Origin of the sequence: Janibacter hoylei PVAS-1 (assembly GCF_004025845.1) — a bacterium.
Classification (GTDB): domain Bacteria; phylum Actinomycetota; class Actinomycetes; order Actinomycetales; family Dermatophilaceae; genus Janibacter; species Janibacter hoylei.
Window position 1 is genome coordinate 35,584 of record NZ_PIPF01000003.1, and the last position, 17,775, is coordinate 53,358.

The window sequence follows — 17,775 nt, forward strand, 5'->3', positions numbered from 1 at the left end:
ACCACCCTTGTAGATTGCGCCTGTGACCGAGCACACCGACAGCCAGGACCCCTTCGACCTCGCCCGCGACGCGGCCGCCGTCATCGCCGAGCGCACGGGCGTCGCGCAGCACGACGTCGCCCTCGTCCTCGGCTCCGGCTGGGGACAGACCGCCGACCTCGTCGGCGAGACGCTCGCGACGATCGACCAGGCCGAGGTGCCCGGCTTCGCGGCCGCGGCCGTCGCCGGCCACTCAGGGCAGATGCGCTCGGTCGACATCGCCGGGTCCGGCCGGCGGGCCCTCGTCTTCGGCACCCGCACCCACTACTACGAAGGGCGCGGCGTGCGAGCCGTCGTGCACGCCGTGCGGACCGCGGCCGCGGCCGGCTGCCGCGCGATCGTCCTCACCAACGGCTGCGGCGGGCTGCGCCCCGAGTGGGGCCCCGGCACTCCGGTCCTCATCAGCGACCACATCAACCTCACGGCGACCTCGCCGGTCGAGGGCGCCAACTTCGTCGACCTCACCGATCTCTACTCCCCCCGGCTGCGGGAGCTGGCCCGCGAGGTCGACCCCGACCTCGACGAAGGGGTGTACGCGCAGTTCCGCGGCCCCCACTACGAGACGCCCGCGGAGGTGCGCATGGCGGGGGTCCTCGGCGCCGACCTCGTCGGCATGAGCACGACGCTCGAGGCGATCGCCGCCCGCGAGGTCGGCCTCGAGGTGCTCGGCGTCTCGCTCGTCACCAATGCCGCCGCCGGCATCAGCGAGACCCCGCTCGCGCACGACGAGGTCGTCGCCGCCGGGCAGGCCGCCGCCGAGCGCTGCGGTACCCTCCTGGCCAACATCGTCGGGCGCATCTGATGAGCGGGTACGCCGGCCGCCACTCGACGAGCGAGCTGGCCGACGACCTGCTCGTCGCCGCGGCAGAGTGGGCCGCCGACGACCCCGACCCCGCCACCCGGGCCGAGCTCGAGCAGCTCGTCGACGCGGCCTCGGGCGGCACCGACCCGGCCGCCGCAGCGGACCTGGCCGACCGCTTCAGCGGGCTGCTGCAGTTCGGCACCGCCGGCCTCCGCGGCGCCCTCGGCGCCGGCCCCCACCGGATGAACCGCGCCGTCGTCATCCGCGCCGCCGCAGGTCTCGTGGCCCACCTGCGCGAGGCGAGCGACTCCCCCTTCGTCGTCATCGGGCGGGACGCCCGGCACAACTCCGATGCCTTCGCGCTCGACACGGCCGCGGTCGTCGTCGCCGCCGGTGGCCGGGCCGCCGTGCTGCCCGAGCCGCTGCCCACGCCGGTCCTCGCCTTCGCGATCCGGCACCTGGGCGCCGACGCCGGCGTCATGGTCACCGCGAGCCACAACCCGCCGCAGGACAACGGCTACAAGGTCTACCTCGGCACCGGCAGCCAGATCGTGCCGCCGAGCGACGCGCAGATCGCCGAGCAGATCTCCCGCGTCACGAGCGTCGCGTCGGTGCCGCGCGCAGAGTCCGGCTGGCAGGTGCTCGGCGACGAGGTGCTCGAGGCCTACCTCGACGCGGTCGCCGGTGTCGTCGCGCCCGACAGCCCGCGTGACCTGCAGGTGCTGCACACCTCCCTGCACGGCGTGGGCGACGCGACGGTGCGGCGGGCCTTCGAGCGGGCCGGTTTCGCCGCCCCTGCCACGGTGGCGACCCAGGCCGCCCCCGACCCGGACTTCCCGACCGTCGCCTTCCCCAACCCCGAGGAGGACGGCGCGCTCGACGAGGCCCTCGCCACCGCCCGGGCCACCTCCCCCGACCTCGTCATCGCCAACGACCCCGATGCCGACCGGTGCGCGGTCGCCGTGCCCGACGCGGGCGCCGACGGTGGCTGGCGGTTGCTGGGCGGCGACGACGTCGGCGCGCTGCTCGCCTCGCACCTCATCATGCGCGGCATCCCCGAGGGCGGCCGCATGGCCAACTCCATCGTCTCCTCCCGGCTGCTCGCCGCGATGTGCCGGCAGTCCGGGGTGGCGCACGAGGACACCCTCACCGGCTTCAAGTGGATCGCCCGCGTCGACGGCCTGGCGTACGGCTACGAGGAGGCCCTCGGCTACTGCGTCGCCCCCGACCTCGTCCTCGACAAGGACGGCGTCTCCGCGGCCCTGCTCGTCGCCGAGCTCGCCGCGATCCTCAAGGCCGAGGAGCGCACCCTGCTCGACGTCCTCGACGACCTGCACCGCCAGCTCGGCGTCCACGACACGGATGCCTTCTCCATCCGCGTCGACGACCTCGCCGACATCGACGTCGTCATGGCCCGGCTGCGCCAGACGCCGCCGACGGAGATCGCCGGGTCGGCCGTGACGAGCGCCGAGGACCTCGCCGAGGGCGCCGGCGGCCTGCAGCCCACCGACGGGCTGCGCTACCTGCTCGACGACGCCTCCCGCATCATCGTGCGACCCTCCGGCACCGAGCCCAAGCTCAAGGTCTACCTCGAGGCCATCGAGCCCGTGGCCGGGGACGACGACCTGCTCCCGGCACGGGGGCGGGCCGCCGAGCGGCTCACCCGGGTGCGGGCGGCGATGGAGTCGCTCACGGCGCTCTAGACTCTCCCTTCGTGCCGACGCCAGCCCAGCCCCCTTCGCCCGGACGGGTCGTCGTGCTCGCCGGGCCCAGCGGATCCGGCAAGTCACGGCTCGCCGGCCGGCTCCACCGTGACCACGGGTGGCCGGTCGTGCGCCTCGACGACTTCTACAAGGACCTCGACGCCCCCGACCTGCCCCGCAGCGCGGAGCTCGGCATGGTCGACTGGGACCACCCCGACAGCTGGGACGAGGCCGCGGCCGTCGCGGCCCTGCGCACTCTCCTCGCCACCGGTGAGGCCGCGATGCCCGTCTACGACATCAGCGTCTCCCGCGCCACCGGCGAGCACACCGTGACGGCGCGACCCGACGACCTCGTCGTCGCCGAAGGGATCTTCGCCGCCGAGGCGATCCCCGCCCTGCGCGAGGCCGGCCTGCTCCACTCGGCCTGGTGCATCCGCCACCACCGGGCCAAGACCTTCGTGCTGCGCCTGGCCCGCGACCTCGCCGAGCGCCGCAAGCCGCCGCTCACCCTCGTCCGCCGTGACCTGGTCCTCATGCGGGACGAGCCGCGGGTCGTCGCCCGGCACGTCGAGCTCGGCGCCCGCTGCGCCACCCCCACGCAGGCCGAGCGCGAGCTCGCCGGCGCCTGAGTGCCGTGGGCCCGACGTCGTACCGCACCATCGCCCGTGACGGCGAGGTCGAGATCGAGGTCAAGCGGTCACGCTTCCGGTGCACCCTCGAGCGCGTCGAGGACGAAGGGAGTGCCCGTGCCGTCGTCGAGCGCCTGCGCAAGCAGCACTGGGACGCACGGCACCACTGCTCCGCCTTCGTCCTCGGGCCGGATGCGGCAGTGGCCCGCTCGTCCGACGACGGCGAACCGTCCGGCACCGCAGGTGCACCCATGCTCGAGGTGCTCACCGGCCACGAGGTGAGCGATGTCGTCGCCGTGGTGACCCGGTGGTTCGGCGGGGTGCTGCTCGGCACCGGCGGGCTCGTCCGGGCCTACGGCGACGCGGTGCGCATCGGTCTCGACACGGTCGGCACGCTGCGCCGCGAGCTCGTCGTCGAGCACGCGCTGACCGTCTCGCACGCCGACGCCGGGCGCATCGACAACGAGCTGCGGGCCCGTGGCGTCCACGTCGACGCCGACTACGGCGCCGAGGTCACCCTGACGCTCGGGGTCCCGGCCACCGAGGTCGCTGCCCTCGGCCCCCTCGTGGCCGAGCTGACCGCCGGGTCCGGTCGGCTGCGCGAGGTGGGGTCGCGCTGGGTCGACGCCCTAGGCTGAGAGCATGACCCGTCGTCCCCCCTTCGCCCCCGGCACGACCCTGACCGTCCAGGACGTCGCCGACCTCATCGACCACGCCCTGCTCAAGCCCGAGCTGACGCCCGACGAGGTCGCCGGGTCCGTCCGTGAGCTCGCCGGGCAGCGCATCTGGAGCGTGTGCGTGCGGCCGAGCGACGTCTCGCTGGCGGCCGAGTCCGTCGCCTCCGTCGAGGGCAGCCCGACCCGGGTGTGCACGGTCATCGGCTTCCCCCACGGCACGACGTCGACGGCGGCCAAGGTCGCCGAGGCGCAGCAGGCCCTGGCCGACGGCGCCACCGAGCTCGACATGGTGCTCAACATCGGTCGCCTCCGCGGGGGCGACGTCACCGCCGTGCGCGACGACATCGCCGCCGTCGTCGAGGTGGGCCACGCGGCCGGGGTGGTCGTCAAGGTGATCTTCGAGACCGCGCTGCTCGACGAGCGGGCCAAGATCGACGCCTGCCGGGCCAGCGTCGACGCGGGCGCCGACTTCACCAAGACCTCGACGGGCTTCGCCGGCGGCGGTGCGACCCTCGCCGATGTCGCCCTCATGCGGGCCAACACCCCCGAGCAGATGGAGGTCAAGGCCTCCGGCGGCGTCCGCGACATCGCGACGCTGCTCGCGATGCTCGCCGAGGGCGTCACCCGCATCGGCACCTCGAGCACCGCGGGTCTGCTCGCCGAGGCCGAGCAGGTCGGCCCGGCCGGTCTCGTGGTCCCCGAGCCGGGCCAGTCCGCCGACGCGGGTCCGAGCGACACCTACTGAGTCGTGGTGGGTGGCGCTGAGCGCACCGGGCGAGAGCGACCTCAGGCCAGGGCTGCGTAGGCGGGCTTGATCGTCCCCTCGATGAGCTCCAGCCGCTCGTCGAAGGGGAGGAAGGCCGACTTCATCGCATTGGTCGTCACCCACCGCAGGTCCTCGGCCGTCCAGCCGGCCTCGGTGACGAGCGCGAGCATCTCCCGGGTCATCGACGTGTCCGACATGAGTCGGTTGTCGGTGTTGAGCGTCACCCGGTAGCGCAGCAGGGCGAGGAGCGTGATCGGGTGCGCGGCGATCGAGGGCGCAGCACCGGTCTGGACGTTGCTGTGGGGGCACATCTCCAGGGGCACGCGGGTGTCGCGCACGAAGTCGGCCAGCCGCCCCAGCCGCAGCTGCGAGGGGTCCTCGCGGGCGGCCTGGTTCGCCGCGAGCGGGTCATCGGTCACCGTCCCGTCGCCGAAGCCGATGTCGTCGACGATCCGCACCCCGTGCCCGAGACGATCGGCACCGCACCACTGGAGCGCCTCCCAGATGCTCGGCAGCCCGAAGGCCTCACCCGCGTGGATCGTGAAGTGCGCATTTTCGCGCCGCAGGTACTCGAAGGCGTCGAGGTGCCGGCTCGGCGGGTGCCCTGCCTCTGCCCCCGCGATGTCGAAGCCACCCACGCCGCGATCGCGATAGCGCACCGCGAGCTCGGCGATCTCCCGGGACTTGGCGGCGTGCCGCATCGCGGTGAGCAGGCCGCGCACGACGATCGGGTGGCCCTCGGCGGCGGCGGCCTCCTCCCCTTCGCGGAAGCCGGCGTCGACCTCCTCGACGACCTGCTCGAGGGTCAGCCCACCCTCCAGGTGCTGCTCGGGCGCGTACCGCGACTCGGCGTAGACGACGCCGTCACGAGCGAGGTCGAGCACCGACTCACGGGCCACCCTGCGCAGGGCGGGAGCGGTCTGCATGACGCCGACGGTGTGGGCGAAGGTCTCGAGGTAGCGCACGAGCGAGCCCGAGTCGGCCGACTCGCGAAACCACCGCGCCAGCCCGTCGGTCGTGCGGTCGGCCCCGCTGACCGGGAGGTCGTGCCCGACCGCGTCGGCGAGCTCGAGGACCGTCGCCGGCCGCACGCCCCCGTCGAGGTGGTCGTGCAGCACCACCTTGGGCAGGGCGCGGATCGTGGCCTCGTCGAGGCTCACTCCGCGTCCTCGCGGTGCACGGTGTCGGGGGCGAAGGCCGGGGTGCAGATCGCGACGTACTCCGCGCCCTCGGGGCCGGTCGAGTAGCGCACCCGCTCCCCCGCGCGGGTGACGATGCTCTGGCCGGTCGACACCGAGGTCGTGCCGCCGTCGTGCTCGACGAGGACGGTCCCGGAGACGACGAGGGTCACCTCGTCGAAGTCGGGCCGCTGGGCCGGCTCCGACCAGCCGGGCGGCGCCTGCATGTGCGCGACGGACATGGCCTCGTCGCCGGTGGCGACCCGCCCGACGTGCTCGGCGATGACCTTGCCGCCGGGCACGTCGATGATCGACGGGGTGGCGTTGAGCTCGGGCACGTCAGCCCTCCCGTGCGGTGATGCGGTCGATGACGACCGGCGACGAAGGGGGCGCCTCCCCCGACACCTGCCACCCGCCGTCGAGCGCCTCACGGGCTCGGGCGAAGCGCTCCGGGGTGTCGGTGTGCAGCGTCATGAGCGGCTGGCCGGCGACCACGCGGTCACCGGGACGGGCGTGCAGCTCGACCCCGGCGCCGGCCTGGACCGGGTCCTCCTTGCGCGCGCGGCCCGCTCCGAGGCGCCAGGCGGCGACTCCGACGGCCATGGCGTCGAGCGACGTCAGGTACCCGTCGGTGTCGGCGGTGATCGTCTCGGTCTCGCGGGCCGTGGGCAGCGCCGCGTCGGGGTCGCCCCCCTGGGCGGCGATCATCCGGCGCCACACGTCCATGGCCCGACCGTCGGCGAGGGCGGCGCGCAGCTCGTCCTCACCGACCTCTCGGCCGGCGGCCCGGGTCATCTCGTCGGCGAGGGCGACGGTGAGGTCGACGACGTCGCTCGGGCCGCCCCCGGAGAGGACCTCGACCGACTCGCGGACCTCGAGGGCGTTACCGGCCGTGAGGCCGAGGGGCACCGACATGTCGGTGAGCAGGGCGACCGTCCGCACGCCGGCGTCGGTGCCGAGGTCGACCATCGTGCGGGCGAGCTCGGTCGCGTCGTCGCGGGTCTTCATGAAGGCTCCGGACCCGACCTTGACGTCGAGGACGAGCGCCCCGGTGCCCTCGGCGATCTTCTTGCTCATGATCGAGCTGGCGATGAGCGGGATCGCCTCGACGGTGCCGGTGACGTCGCGCAGGGCGTAGAGCTTCTTGTCGGCGGGCGCCAGCCCGGACCCGGCGGCGCAGATGACGGCACCGACGTCGTCGAGCTGGGCGAGCATCGCGTCGTTGGACAGGTCGGCGCGCCACCCGGTGATGGACTCGAGCTTGTCGAGCGTGCCGCCGGTGTGGCCGAGCCCGCGGCCGGACAGCTGCGGCACGGCGACGTCGAAGACCGAGACGAGCGGCGCGAGCGGCAGCGTGATCTTGTCGCCGACGCCCCCGGTCGAGTGCTTGTCGGAGGTCGGCCGGCTCAGCGACGAGAAGTCCATCCGCTCGCCACTGGCGATCATCGCGCCCGTCCAGCGCGAGATCTCCGCGCGGGACATGCCGTTGATGAGGATGGCCATCGCCAGGGCCGCCATCTGCTCGTCGGCGACGACGCCGCGCGTGTAGGCGTCGATGACCCAGTCGATCTGCTCCGGGGTGAGCTCACCCCGGTCCCGCTTGGTCCGGATGACGTCGACGACGTCGTGCCGCTCGGTCACGGTGCTCCCTTCGCCAGGTCGTGGGCTCCGAAGGCCTGCGGGAGGATCTCGGCGAGCGAGCGCTCCCCCTCCGGTGTCTGGATACGGCACTGCGGGCCGCCGTGCTCCCACAGCAGCTGGCGGCACCGGCCGCAGGGCATGAGGGTGTCGCCGTGGGCGTCGACGCACCACACGGCGACGAGGAGGCCGCCACCCGTGCGGACGAGGTCGCTGACGAGCCCGCACTCGGCGCACAGGCCGACGGCGTACGACGCGTTTTCGACATTGCAGCCGCTGAGCAGCCGGCCGTCGTCGGCGAGGCCGGCGACGCCGACCGGGAAGCTGGAGTAGGGCGCGTAGGCCCGCTCCATCGCCTCGACCGCGGTGACCCGCAGCCGCTCCCAGTCCGCGTCGCTCAGTGCGGCAGACACCTCAGTGGCCCTCGCCGCGGCGGTAGATCTTGCCGTTGGCCGCCGGCATCCGCAGGCGTTGGCTGGCGAAGGCGAGGACGAGCAGGGTCGTCAGGTGCGGCGCAAACCGGGTGACGTCGCCGGGGACGGTCTCGGTGATCACGAAGATCACGCCGACGGCGACACCGATGGCGACGGCGATGGTGCCCTGGACGTAGCGCTGGCGGCGCAGCACCTGCCACAGGCCGAGACCGACGAGCAGCACCGCGATGAGCAGGAGCAGCGCGTGGATCGCGTCGCCGCCACCGCGCAGCTGCAGGGCGTCCATGAAGCCGAAGAGCCCGGAGCCCATGAGCACCCCGCCGGGGCGCCAGTTGCCGAAGATCATCGCCGCGAGACCGATGTAGCCGCGGCCGTCGGTCTGGCTCTCGCGGTAGGCGTTGGACGCGACCATGGCGAGGAAGCCGCCGCCGAGACCGGCGAGTGCGCCGGAGGCCGTCACCGCGACGTACTTGTAGAGGTAGACGTTGACGCCGAGGGTCTCGGCGGCGACCGGCGACTCACCGCACGAGCGGACCCGCAGGCCGAAGGGGGTGCGCCACAGCAGCCACCACGTGCCCACGATGAGCAGCAGGGCGATGATGGTGAGGATCGACAGGTTGGTCGTGGCGGCGCGCAGCAGCGCGGCGAGCTCGGAGACGAAGAACCACCCCTTGTCCTCGACGGACTTCAGCGGGTCGGAGATGCCGGGGATGCCCACCCGCGGGAGCGAAGGGAGTGGCGGCGACTGCACGTCGCTGCCGCCCTCGAGCTCGCCGAAGAAGCGGGCGGCGAGGTAGCTCGCGACGCCCAAGGCGACGATGTTGAGCGCGACACCGGAGACGATGTGGTCGACACCGAAGGTCACGGTCGCCAGGGCGTGGACGAGCCCGCCGACCGCGCCGCAGACCATGGCACCGACGATGCCCATCCACGGGCCGCCGTGGATCGCGCCGAAGGCGGCCCCCCACGTACCGAGGATCATCATGCCCTCGAGGCCGATGTTGATGACCCCGGCCCGCTCGGACCACAGGCCACCGAGACCCGCGAGGGCGAGGGGCATGGCGAGCGCCAGGGTGGCACCGAGGGTGCCGGAGGAGGAGATGTCGCTGATCCCCGTGACCAGACGGATCGCGGAGAGCGCGACGAGCACGCCGGCGAGGGCGAGCGGCCAGGCCCAGAAGGGGATGCGGCGGGCAGGCGTGGACGGAGCGATCTGGGTCTCGGTGCCGACACTCAGGCTCATGCCGTGGCTCCTTCCGTGGTGACGCCGGCATCGAGCTGGCGGGTGACCTGCTTCTGCTCGAGGCGCCGCTCGAATCGGGCGACGACCTCGTAGGCGATGACGACGGCCAGCAGGATGACGCCCTGGATGATGTAGACGAGCGCCGGGGAGACGCCGGCCTGCAGCTGAAGGCCGTCGCTCGCCTTTTCCAGCCACGACCACAGGAGCGCGGCGAAGGCGATGCCGACCGGGTGGTTGCGACCCAGCAGGGCGATGCCGATGCCGATGAAGCCGACGCCCTCCTGGAAGTTCAGCCCGTAGCTGTGGTCGGCCCCGAAGAAGGCCGGCATGCTGATGAGGCCGGCGACGGCGCCGGAGGCGATCATCGCGATGAGCACCATGCGCGGCACCTTGACACCGCTCGCGACGGCGGCCGACTCGGACTCACCCGTGGCGCGCACGTCGAAGCCGAACCGGGTGCGGTTGATGACGAACCAGTAGGCGATGCCGATCGCGATCGCGAGCACGAGCAGCGTGTAGACCCGGTTGGGTGCGTCGGCGAAGACCGCGAAGCCCTCGAGCTGGCTCGACTCGGGGATCTCCTGCGTGTTGCGGGTGTTGCTCCCCTCGGCGCGCTGGCCCCAGGTCCGCAGCCCCCAGCCGACGAGTCCGGCGGAGATCGTGTTGAGCATGATCGTCGAGATGACCTCGGAGACTCCGCGGCGGACCTTGAGCCAGCCGGCGATGCCTGCCCAGAAGCCACCGACGAGCATCGCGACGAGCATCGCGAGCACGATGTTGAGCACCCCGGGCAGCCAGCCCTGACCGGCGATGAGCGCTGCGGCGAAGGCGGCGATCCGGTACTGACCGTCGACGCCGATGTTGAAGAGCTTCATCTTGAAGCCGACGGCGACGGCGACGGCCGCGATGTAGTACGTGATCCCGCTGTTGATGATGTTGACCATCGTGCGCGGGCGCGGCTCGGACAGGAGCGTCGACCACACCTTGCCGACGGGGTCACCGACGAGCACGAGGACGAGCGAGGTCACGACGAAGGCGACGAGGATGGCGAGCACGGGTGCGGCCAACGTCAGCAGGAGGCGACGGAGGCTGAGCTTCATGAGGCGTCCTTCCCGGCGCCGGTCATGGCGCTGCCGAGCTCCTGGCTCGTGACCTTGTCGGGGTCGAACTCCCCGGTGATGCGCCCGCGCAGGATGACCTTGATCGTGTCGGAGAGGCCGATGAGCTCCTCAAGGTCGGCGCTGATGAGCAGCACCGCCAGGCCCTCGCGACGGGCCTCCCGGATGAGGTCCCAGATCGCGGCCTGGGCGCCGACGTCGACGCCACGGGTCGGGTGCGAGGCGATGAGCACCTTGGGCGCATGGCTCATCTCGCGCCCGATGATGAGCTTTTGCTGGTTGCCGCCGGAGAGCGAGCCGACGGTGACGTGGATGCCGGGTGTGCGCACGTCGTACTCGGCGACGATCCGCTCGGTGTCCGCGCGCGCGTCCGACGGCGTGAGGATCCCGCGGCGGGAGGCAGGGGCCTGGGTCTGGTGACCGAGCATCCGGTTTTCCCACAGCGGGGCGTCGAGCAGCAGGCCCTGACGGTGGCGGTCCTCGGGGATGTAGCCGACGCCAGCCTCGCGGATGCGGCGCACGTCCCAGTCGGAGATGTCGGTGCCCTCGAGCTCGATGCGGCCGCTGACCGGCTCGCGCATGCCCATGAGCACCTCGACGAGCTCGGCCTGACCGTTGCCCTCGACGCCCGCGATGCCGACGACCTCGCCGGCGTGGATGTCGAGCGTGACGTCCTCGAGGGCATTGCGCCCGGTGCCGGGGAGGGTGATGTCCCGTACGGAGAGCACGACGCGGTCGGTGACCGTCGACTCCTCGGTCTCCGGGGTGGGCAGCTCGGACCCGACCATGAGCTCGGCGAGCTGGCGGGCCGTGACGTCCTGGGGCAGGACGGTGTCGACGGTAGTGCCGCGGCGGATGACGGTGACCCGGTCGGCGACGGACAGCACCTCGTCGAGCTTGTGCGAGATGAAGAGCACCGTGATGCCCTCGCGCTTGAGCTCACGCAGGTTGCCGAAGAGCTCGTCGACCTCCTGCGGCACGAGCACCGCGGTGGGCTCGTCGAGGATGATCGTGCGCGCACCCCGGTAGAGCACCTTGAGGATCTCGACGCGCTGCCGGGCTCCGACGCCGAGATCGGCGACGAGCTCGCGGGGGTCGACCCCGAGGCCGTACTCGTCGGAGATCCGGGTGATCTCGGCGCGGGCCGCGGCACCGATGCCATGCAGCTTTTCGGCGCCGAGCACGACGTTTTCGGCAACGGTGAGGTTGTCGGCGAGCATGAAGTGCTGGAAGACCATGCCGATGCCGTGCTTGATCGCGTCGGCCGGGCTGTGCAGGGTGACGGGCTCGCCTCCGACGGAGATGGTCCCCTCGTCCGGCCGCTGGACCCCGTAGAGGATCTTCATCAGCGTCGACTTGCCGGCACCGTTCTCACCGACGATCGCGTGGACCGTGCCCCGCTCGACGCCGAAGGAGATGTCCCGGTTGGCGACGACGCCCGGGAAGCGCTTGGTGATGCCCTCGACCGCGACCGCGAGGTCACCGGTGGGTGGGCTCGGGGCCGAAGGGGGGTCTGGGACGGTCGTGCTCATGGTGCCTCCGTGGGACGTCCGCGGGATCGTGCCGCAGGCGAAGGGTAGCGCTCCGGACGGGCCGGGGCCCGGTCACACGCAGTGCGTGCGAACGGGCCCCGGGGTGCCGGTCGGCGTCACTTGGACGGGACGGTGATCTTCCCGTCGACGATCTGCTGCTTGTAGTCGTCGAGGTCCTTGGTGATGTCGTCGATCTTGCCGCCGGTGGTGGCATACGAGACACCGCCGTCCTTGAGGTCGAACTCCTGGAGGCCGGAGAGCGGCTCACCCTCGGTCGAGGCCTTGATGTAGTCGAAGACCGCGACGTTCACGTTCTTGACCATCGAGGTGATGATGACGTCTTGGACGTCCTTCTCCGCGGTCTTGGCCTGGTCGGAGTCGACGCCGATGGCCATCTTCTTGTTGGCCTTGGCCGCCTCGAAGAGACCCGAGCCGGAGCCGCCGGCCGCGTGGTAGATGACGTCGGCGCCCTTGTCGTACATGCCCTCGGCGGCGGTCTTGCCCTTCGCCGGGTCGGCGAAGCCCGAGCCGTCCTCGGCCAGGTACTTGGTCTGGATGTCGATCTTGGGGTCGACGGCCTGGGCGCCGGCCTTGAAGCCCGCCTCGAACTTGTTGATCAGGGGCACGTCGGTGCCACCGATGAAGCCGACCTTGCCGCTCTTGGACTTCAGCGCCGCGGCCGCGCCGACGAGGAAGGAGCCCTCGTGCTCGGCGAAGACGAGCTGGGCGACGTTATCGCCCTCGGAGTCGGCCGAGGCGTCGTCGATGATCGCGAAGGAGACGTCCGGGTTGTCCTTGGCCGCGCCGCCGATCGCCTTGGCGTAGATGTAGCCGACACCGATGATGTTGGTGCAGCCGGCGTCGACGAGCTGGTTGAGGCGGTCCTCGCGGGCCGCGTCGTTCTCGCCCTGGCTGGCCTCGACCTCCTCGACCTCGACGCCGAGCTCCTCCTTGGCCTGGTCCAGGCCCTTGGCCGCCGAGTCGTTGAACGACTGGTCGCCGCGGCCACCCACGTCGTACGCGAGGCAGGCCTTGACGTCGGAGCCCTCCCCGGAGGTGGCGTCGCCGCCAGAATCGCTGCCGCCACATGCGGTCAGGGCCAGCGCGGCCACGGACATGATCGATGCGGCCTTCACGGTGTGACGCAAGGCGCTCTCCTTCTCGAGCAGGGGTACTCGGCAGACGTCGGCGCCTACCATCTGAGGGATGCTACGTCCCGGTAGGCGCTGTGGTGCAGGCCCGTGTGGCCCGTGGGACCAACTGTTATGAGACCGCGACCAGACCGCCACGACGTCGCCGAGGACGCGGGGAGAACCCTCGGTCGATCAGTCGCGCTCGACGCGCGTCCACTCCCCCGCCGCAGCGAGGGTGAGCAGGGTGGCGCCGTTGCGGACCGCGCCCTCGTCGACGACGAGATCACCCTGGTGCAGGTCGAAGGTACGACCGCCGTGGGTGCGCGTGCCGAGGCGGGCCATGGCGCCCTCGGCCTCGTGGAGCATCCACGCGAAGTCCTCTCCCCCGAGGCTGTGCGGGGTGGGGACCGGCCGCATGCCGGCCGCCATCGTCGCGCGGCCGAGCGCCGCCACCGCGCCGGTGTCGTTGACGACGGGGGGCACGCCCCGGATGTGCTCGATCGCCGCGTCGACGCCGTAGGGGCGCACGACGTCGTCGACCACCTCGTGCAGGAGCGGGCCGATCTTTTCCCACAGCTCGATGTCGAGCATCCGCAGGGTGCCCTGGGCGACCCCCGTCGACGGGATGACGTTGATCGCCTCGCCGGCGGACACCCGGCCCCAGACGACGACGAGCCCCGACCGTGGGTCGACCCGGCGGCTGAGCACGGCCGGGACGTCGGTGACGACCTTGGCGAGCGCGTAGGTGAGGTCCTCGGTGAGGAAGGGCCGCGAGGTGTGGCCGCCGCGCCCGCGCAGGGTCACCGTCACCTGGTCGGCCGCCGCGGTGAGCGGCCCCTCGCGCAGACCGATCTCGCCCACGTCGAGCGAGGGGTCGCAGTGCACCGCGTAGACGGTGTCGACCCCCTGCATGACCCCCTCCCTGACGAACTTGAGCGCTCCACCGGGCATCTGCTCCTCGGCGGGCTGGAAGAGCAGGCGGACGGCGACGTGGCGGGCGGCCAGCTCGTCGGCGACCTCGGCGAGGGCCAGGCCCGCCCCGAGCAGCGCAGTGGCGTGGACGTCGTGACCGCACGCGTGGCAGGCACCGTCGACGGTGGAGCTCCAGTCGAGGCCGGTGCGCTCGCGCACCGGCAGCGCGTCGATGTCGCCGCGCAGGGCGACCCGACGCCGGGGCTCGCTCGCCCCGAGGTCGACGACGAGCCCGGTCTCGCTCACCGACCGTGGCTCCAGACCCGCTGCCTCGAGACGCTCCCGGAGCCGGGCGGTCGTGCGGTGCTCCTGGAAGGAGAGCTCGGGGTGGGCGTGCAGGTCCCGCCGGAAGGCGACGAGCTCGGGCACGAGTCCGTCGATGACGCGCAGGAGCGTCGGGGCGAGAGGAGCAGTCATGGCGTGGTGACTCTACCGACGCCGCGGTCGGCAGCGGTGCAGGCGCCACGTCGTGAGCGCGCGTGCCTCAGACGAGGTCGGTGCGCCCGGCGGCCTTGAGGGCCTCGACGACGAGCTTGACGTCCTGGGCGCGCTCGCGGCTGGCGACGAGCAGGGCGTCGTCGGTCTCGACGATGACGACGTCCTCGAGGCCGACGACGGCGACCATGCGTCCCGACTCGGAGACCACCAGGCCGCCGGAGTCGACGGCCTGCACCTGCGCGGGGTCGCCGACGACGGTCATCGCGCCCTCCCCCTGCGGCAGCAGCCCGGTCAACGACTTGAAGTCGCCGACGTCGTCCCAGTCGAAGTCGCCGGGCACGACGGCCACGAGGCCCTCGTCGGCGGCGGGCTCGGCCACGGCGTGGTCGATGGCGATCTTTTCCAGGCCCTCCCAGCGCTCCTCGAGCAGCGTGGGGTCGGCCGCGATCTCGCGCAGCCCGTCGGCCAGCTCGGGGTGCCAGCGGCCCAGCAGGTCCAGCAGTGTCGTGGCCCGCACGACGAACATGCCGGCATTCCACCGGAACTCGCCGGTGGCCAGGTACGACGCGGCCCGGCGGGCGTCAGGCTTCTCGACGAACTGACGCACCCGCGCCGCGCTCGGGTGGGCCCGCAGCCGCGGACCCATCTGGATGTACCCGAAGCCGGTCGAGGGGAAGGTCGGCTCGATGCCGATGGTCACGAGCCGGTCGTCGCGCTGGGCGACGCCGACGGCCTCGGTCACGGCCCGGTCGAAGACGGCCTGGTCACCGATGACGTGGTCGGCCGCGAAGGACCCGATGATCGCCTCGGGGTCCCGCAGCTCGAGCACGGCCGCGGCCAGCCCGATCGCGGCCATCGAGTCCCGCGGGGAGGGCTCGGCGATGAGCAGGTCCGACGGGAGGTCGGGCACCTGCTCGCGCACCGCGTCGGCGTGCGCGGCCCCGGTGACCACGAGCACCCGCTCGCCCGCCAGGACCCGCAGGCGGTCGACGGTCGCCTGGATGAGGGTGCGGCCGCTGCCGGTCAGGTCGTGCAGGAACTTCGGCGACGAGGCCCGCGAGACCGGCCACAGGCGCGTGCCCGCGCCTCCCGCCGGCACCACGGCCCAGAAGCGATCGAGATCAGGCGTCGTCGTCACGGAGGTCCCCCCTCTGGTCGCCGAAGCGCAGGAGGCGCAGCTGCTCGAGCGTCTCCTCCATGAGCACCCGGTTGGTGCGCTGCAGGTCGGCGATGATGAGCAGAGCGTACGAGAAGAGCGCGCCGACGAGCAGGGCGGTGCCGAAGATCAACGACTGGACGTGCCCGCCGCCGTCACCCATCGCGAGCAGGACGAGGAAGCGCACGAAGGGGATGAGTCCCAGGAGCAGCAGGACCGTCCCGAGCAGGCCGAAGAAGGCGTGCGGCTTGAACATGATGAAGGAGCGCATGATCGCCGAGCCGGACTTGGCCATGTGCTGCCAGATGCTCGTGAAGAGGCGTGACTCGCGCGTCTTCTCGTTGGTGGTCACGGGGATGGAGACGATCGACATCCGCTTGTGCCCCGCCTGGATGATCGTCTCCATGCAGTAGGAGAACTCGGTGACGATGTTCAGCCGCATGAGGGACGCGGCCGAGTAGGCCCGGAAGCCGCTCGCCGCGTCGGGCAGGTCGGTGTCCGCGGCCCGGTTGACCACCGCCGACCCGACGGCCTGCATCCGCCGCTTGAAGGGCGAGAAGTGCGCGATGGTCTGCGTCTGCCGGTCGGCGACGACGACATCGGCCTCGCCGCGCAGGATGGGCTGGACGAGGTCGCCGATGCGCTCCTGGGGGTACTGGTTGTCGCCGTCGGTGTTGACGAGGATGTCGGCGCCGTGGGCGAGGGCGAAGTCGGCGCCGTCTCGGAAGGACCGGGCCAGCCCACGGGGGCTGGTGTGCCGGATGATGTGCGTGACGCCGAGCTTGCGCGCGACCTCCGAGGTGCGGTCGCTCGACCCGTCGTCGATGACGAGTGTCTCGATGACGTCGACACCGGGGATCTGCTCGGGGATGGTCGCCAGCACGAGAGGAAGGGTCGTCTCCTCGTTGAGGCAGGGGATCTGGACGATCACCTTCATGGGTCAGGAGCCTTCCGGGACAGCAGGTGGACGGGCAGCCTCAGGCTAGTCGGCGGCGAAGGGAGGTGCCGCACGCCCCGCGGAGCGCGAGCACGACGGGCGAGGTCAAGTCGTCACCTGATGCTCACCGGACACCCACCTCACGGTCACCGGCGAAGGGCGGCGCCGCGCCACATTGGTCACGTGCGAGTTGCCATTGCGACCGAGTCCTTCCTGCCCAGCCTCAACGGCGTGACCACGAGCGTCTGCCGGGTGGCCGAAAACCTGCGGGAGCAGGGCCACAAGGCGATGATCATCGCCCCGGGCCCGGCACCCTCGACGTACGCCGGGCACGTCGTGCGCACGCTCCCGGCAGTCCCCGTCCGCGGCTTCCGCGCGGGGCTGCCCACGGGTGCCGTCCGCCGGGCGCTGCGCGACTTCCGCCCCGACGTCGTCCACCTCGCCTCCCCCTTCCTCGTCGGTGCCCGGGGGCTGCACAATGCGGCGGCCTTCGACCTGCCGACCGTCGCGATCTACCAGACCGACATGCCCAACTACGTCAAGCAGCACGGGCCCGGGGCCATCGGTCGCGGCGCCTCGTCCCTGACGTGGGAGTGGGTCCGGCGGATCCACGAGCGGGCCGACCTGACGCTCGCCCCGAGCCGGCCGACGCTCGAGGAGCTGCGAGCCCACCGCATCCCGCGCACGGGGCTGTGGGGGCGTGGGGTCGACACCCGGCTCTTCACGCCGGCGTGGAAGGAGGACCCGGAGACCCTCGCGCTCAAGCAGGCGCTGGCGCCGGGCGGCGAGGTCCTGCTCGGCTACGTGGGGCGCCTCGCCCCGGAGAAGGAGCTGCACCGCCTGGCCGAGCTGGCCCAGATCCCCGGGACGCGCCTCGTGCTCGTCGGCGAGGGCCCGAGCCGCAACGAGCTCGGCGCCCGGCTCGCCGAGGCGGTCTCGACGAGCCCCGGCCGCCCCAACCTGCCCCCCGCCTTCCTCGGCCCGCGCACCGGCGAGGACCTCGCCCGCGCCTACGCGACCTTCGACGTCTTCGTGCACACGGGCACCAAGGAGACCTTCGGCCAGACCCTCCAGGAGGCCGCAGCCGCGGGTCTGCCCGTCGTCGCACCCGCGGTGGGCGGCCCCCTCGACCTCGTCGACCACGGTCGCTCCGGCTACCTCTTCGCCCCCGACGTGCGCGGTGATCTGGCTCGCTGGGTCGCCGAGCTCGTCGACTCGCCCGCGCTGCGCGAGTCCATGGGCGACCACGGCCCCGCGATGGTGGCGGACCGCTCGTGGAGCAGCCTCACCGAGCAGCTCGTCGGCCACTACGAGGCCGCCGCCTCGGCGCACGCCGCCTGACCGCCGCGCCGCACCACCCGGGCGGGCCGGGCTGTCTGG

17 protein-coding genes are annotated in these 17,775 nt (G+C 72.4%); 6 read left to right on the top strand and 11 right to left on the bottom strand.

Features of this window, described 5'->3' with window-relative positions; all coding sequences use genetic code 11:
* The first annotated feature begins 22 nt into the window (after positions 1–22).
* From CWN80_RS03535 to deoC, 5 genes are read left to right on the top strand one after another with little or no spacing between them, the layout of a single operon-like run.
* The gene (locus tag CWN80_RS03535) at positions 23–841 is read left to right on the top strand and encodes a purine-nucleoside phosphorylase (RefSeq protein ID WP_007927356.1); all 819 of its coding nucleotides are present in this window, start codon (positions 23–25) and stop codon (positions 839–841) included.
* Positions 841–2,544, top strand: a complete 1,704-nt coding sequence (locus CWN80_RS03540) for a phospho-sugar mutase (RefSeq protein ID WP_007927355.1) — start codon at positions 841–843, stop codon at positions 2,542–2,544. The genes CWN80_RS03535 and CWN80_RS03540 overlap by 1 nt, the downstream gene beginning before the upstream one ends.
* Before the next feature lie 11 nt (positions 2,545–2,555).
* The gene (locus tag CWN80_RS03545) at positions 2,556–3,173 is read left to right on the top strand and encodes a uridine kinase family protein (protein ID WP_128276895.1); all 618 of its coding nucleotides are present in this window, start codon (positions 2,556–2,558) and stop codon (positions 3,171–3,173) included.
* A gap of 5 nt (positions 3,174–3,178) precedes the next feature.
* Entirely contained in the window at positions 3,179–3,811 is a 633-nt protein-coding gene (locus tag CWN80_RS03550) for a YigZ family protein (protein ID WP_007927353.1), read from the top strand.
* Between the two features lie 4 nt (positions 3,812–3,815).
* Entirely contained in the window at positions 3,816–4,595 is a 780-nt protein-coding gene (gene deoC, locus CWN80_RS03555) for a deoxyribose-phosphate aldolase (protein WP_128276896.1), read from the top strand.
* A gap of 41 nt (positions 4,596–4,636) precedes the next feature.
* Here deoC and CWN80_RS03560 read toward each other — a convergent pair whose 3' ends face one another.
* From CWN80_RS03560 to CWN80_RS03610, 11 genes are all read right to left on the bottom strand, one after another.
* The gene (locus CWN80_RS03560) at positions 4,637–5,776 is read right to left on the bottom strand and encodes an adenosine deaminase (RefSeq protein WP_007927349.1); all 1,140 of its coding nucleotides are present in this window, start codon (positions 5,774–5,776) and stop codon (positions 4,637–4,639) included.
* Positions 5,773–6,132: a cupin domain-containing protein gene (locus CWN80_RS03565; RefSeq protein ID WP_007927347.1), complete on the bottom strand. Its 360-nt coding sequence runs from the start codon at positions 6,130–6,132 to the stop codon at positions 5,773–5,775. The genes CWN80_RS03560 and CWN80_RS03565 overlap by 4 nt, the downstream gene beginning before the upstream one ends.
* 1 nt (position 6,133) lies before the next feature.
* On the bottom strand, positions 6,134–7,435 hold the full coding sequence (locus tag CWN80_RS03570; protein ID WP_128276897.1) for a thymidine phosphorylase: 1,302 nt from the start codon (positions 7,433–7,435) through the stop codon (positions 6,134–6,136).
* On the bottom strand, positions 7,432–7,845 hold the full coding sequence (locus CWN80_RS03575) for a cytidine deaminase (RefSeq protein ID WP_007924502.1): 414 nt from the start codon (positions 7,843–7,845) through the stop codon (positions 7,432–7,434). The genes CWN80_RS03570 and CWN80_RS03575 overlap by 4 nt, the downstream gene beginning before the upstream one ends.
* A 1-nt stretch (position 7,846) precedes the next feature.
* Positions 7,847–9,109 (bottom strand): ABC transporter permease, encoded by a 1,263-nt coding sequence (locus tag CWN80_RS03580; protein WP_007924501.1) that lies wholly within the window; start codon positions 9,107–9,109, stop codon positions 7,847–7,849.
* On the bottom strand, positions 9,106–10,209 hold the full coding sequence (locus CWN80_RS03585; protein WP_007924500.1) for an ABC transporter permease: 1,104 nt from the start codon (positions 10,207–10,209) through the stop codon (positions 9,106–9,108). Before CWN80_RS03585 ends, CWN80_RS03580 begins: the two co-directional genes overlap by 4 nt.
* Positions 10,206–11,759 (bottom strand): ABC transporter ATP-binding protein, encoded by a 1,554-nt coding sequence (locus CWN80_RS03590; protein WP_007924499.1) that lies wholly within the window; start codon positions 11,757–11,759, stop codon positions 10,206–10,208. The genes CWN80_RS03585 and CWN80_RS03590 overlap by 4 nt, the downstream gene beginning before the upstream one ends.
* A gap of 116 nt (positions 11,760–11,875) precedes the next feature.
* Positions 11,876–12,907 (bottom strand): BMP family lipoprotein, encoded by a 1,032-nt coding sequence (locus CWN80_RS03595; RefSeq protein WP_202865220.1) that lies wholly within the window; start codon positions 12,905–12,907, stop codon positions 11,876–11,878.
* Positions 12,908–13,084: 177 nt separating this feature from the next.
* Complete coding sequence (locus CWN80_RS03600) at positions 13,085–14,281, bottom strand: amidohydrolase (RefSeq protein WP_007924497.1); 1,197 nt, start codon at positions 14,279–14,281, stop codon at positions 13,085–13,087.
* A 67-nt stretch (positions 14,282–14,348) separates the two neighbouring features.
* Positions 14,349–15,440 (bottom strand): mannose-1-phosphate guanylyltransferase, encoded by a 1,092-nt coding sequence (locus CWN80_RS03605; RefSeq protein WP_007924495.1) that lies wholly within the window; start codon positions 15,438–15,440, stop codon positions 14,349–14,351.
* Positions 15,424–16,395 (bottom strand): glycosyltransferase family 2 protein, encoded by a 972-nt coding sequence (locus CWN80_RS03610; RefSeq protein ID WP_128276899.1) that lies wholly within the window; start codon positions 16,393–16,395, stop codon positions 15,424–15,426. Before CWN80_RS03610 ends, CWN80_RS03605 begins: the two co-directional genes overlap by 17 nt.
* Positions 16,396–16,578: 183 nt before the next feature.
* On the opposite strand from CWN80_RS03610, the gene CWN80_RS03615 reads away from it, so the two are divergent.
* Positions 16,579–17,736 carry a glycosyltransferase family 4 protein gene (locus CWN80_RS03615; RefSeq protein ID WP_040880525.1) on the top strand — a complete coding sequence of 386 codons (1,158 nt, stop codon included), beginning with the start codon at positions 16,579–16,581 and terminating at the stop codon, positions 17,734–17,736.
* Positions 17,737–17,775 lie beyond the last annotated feature (39 nt).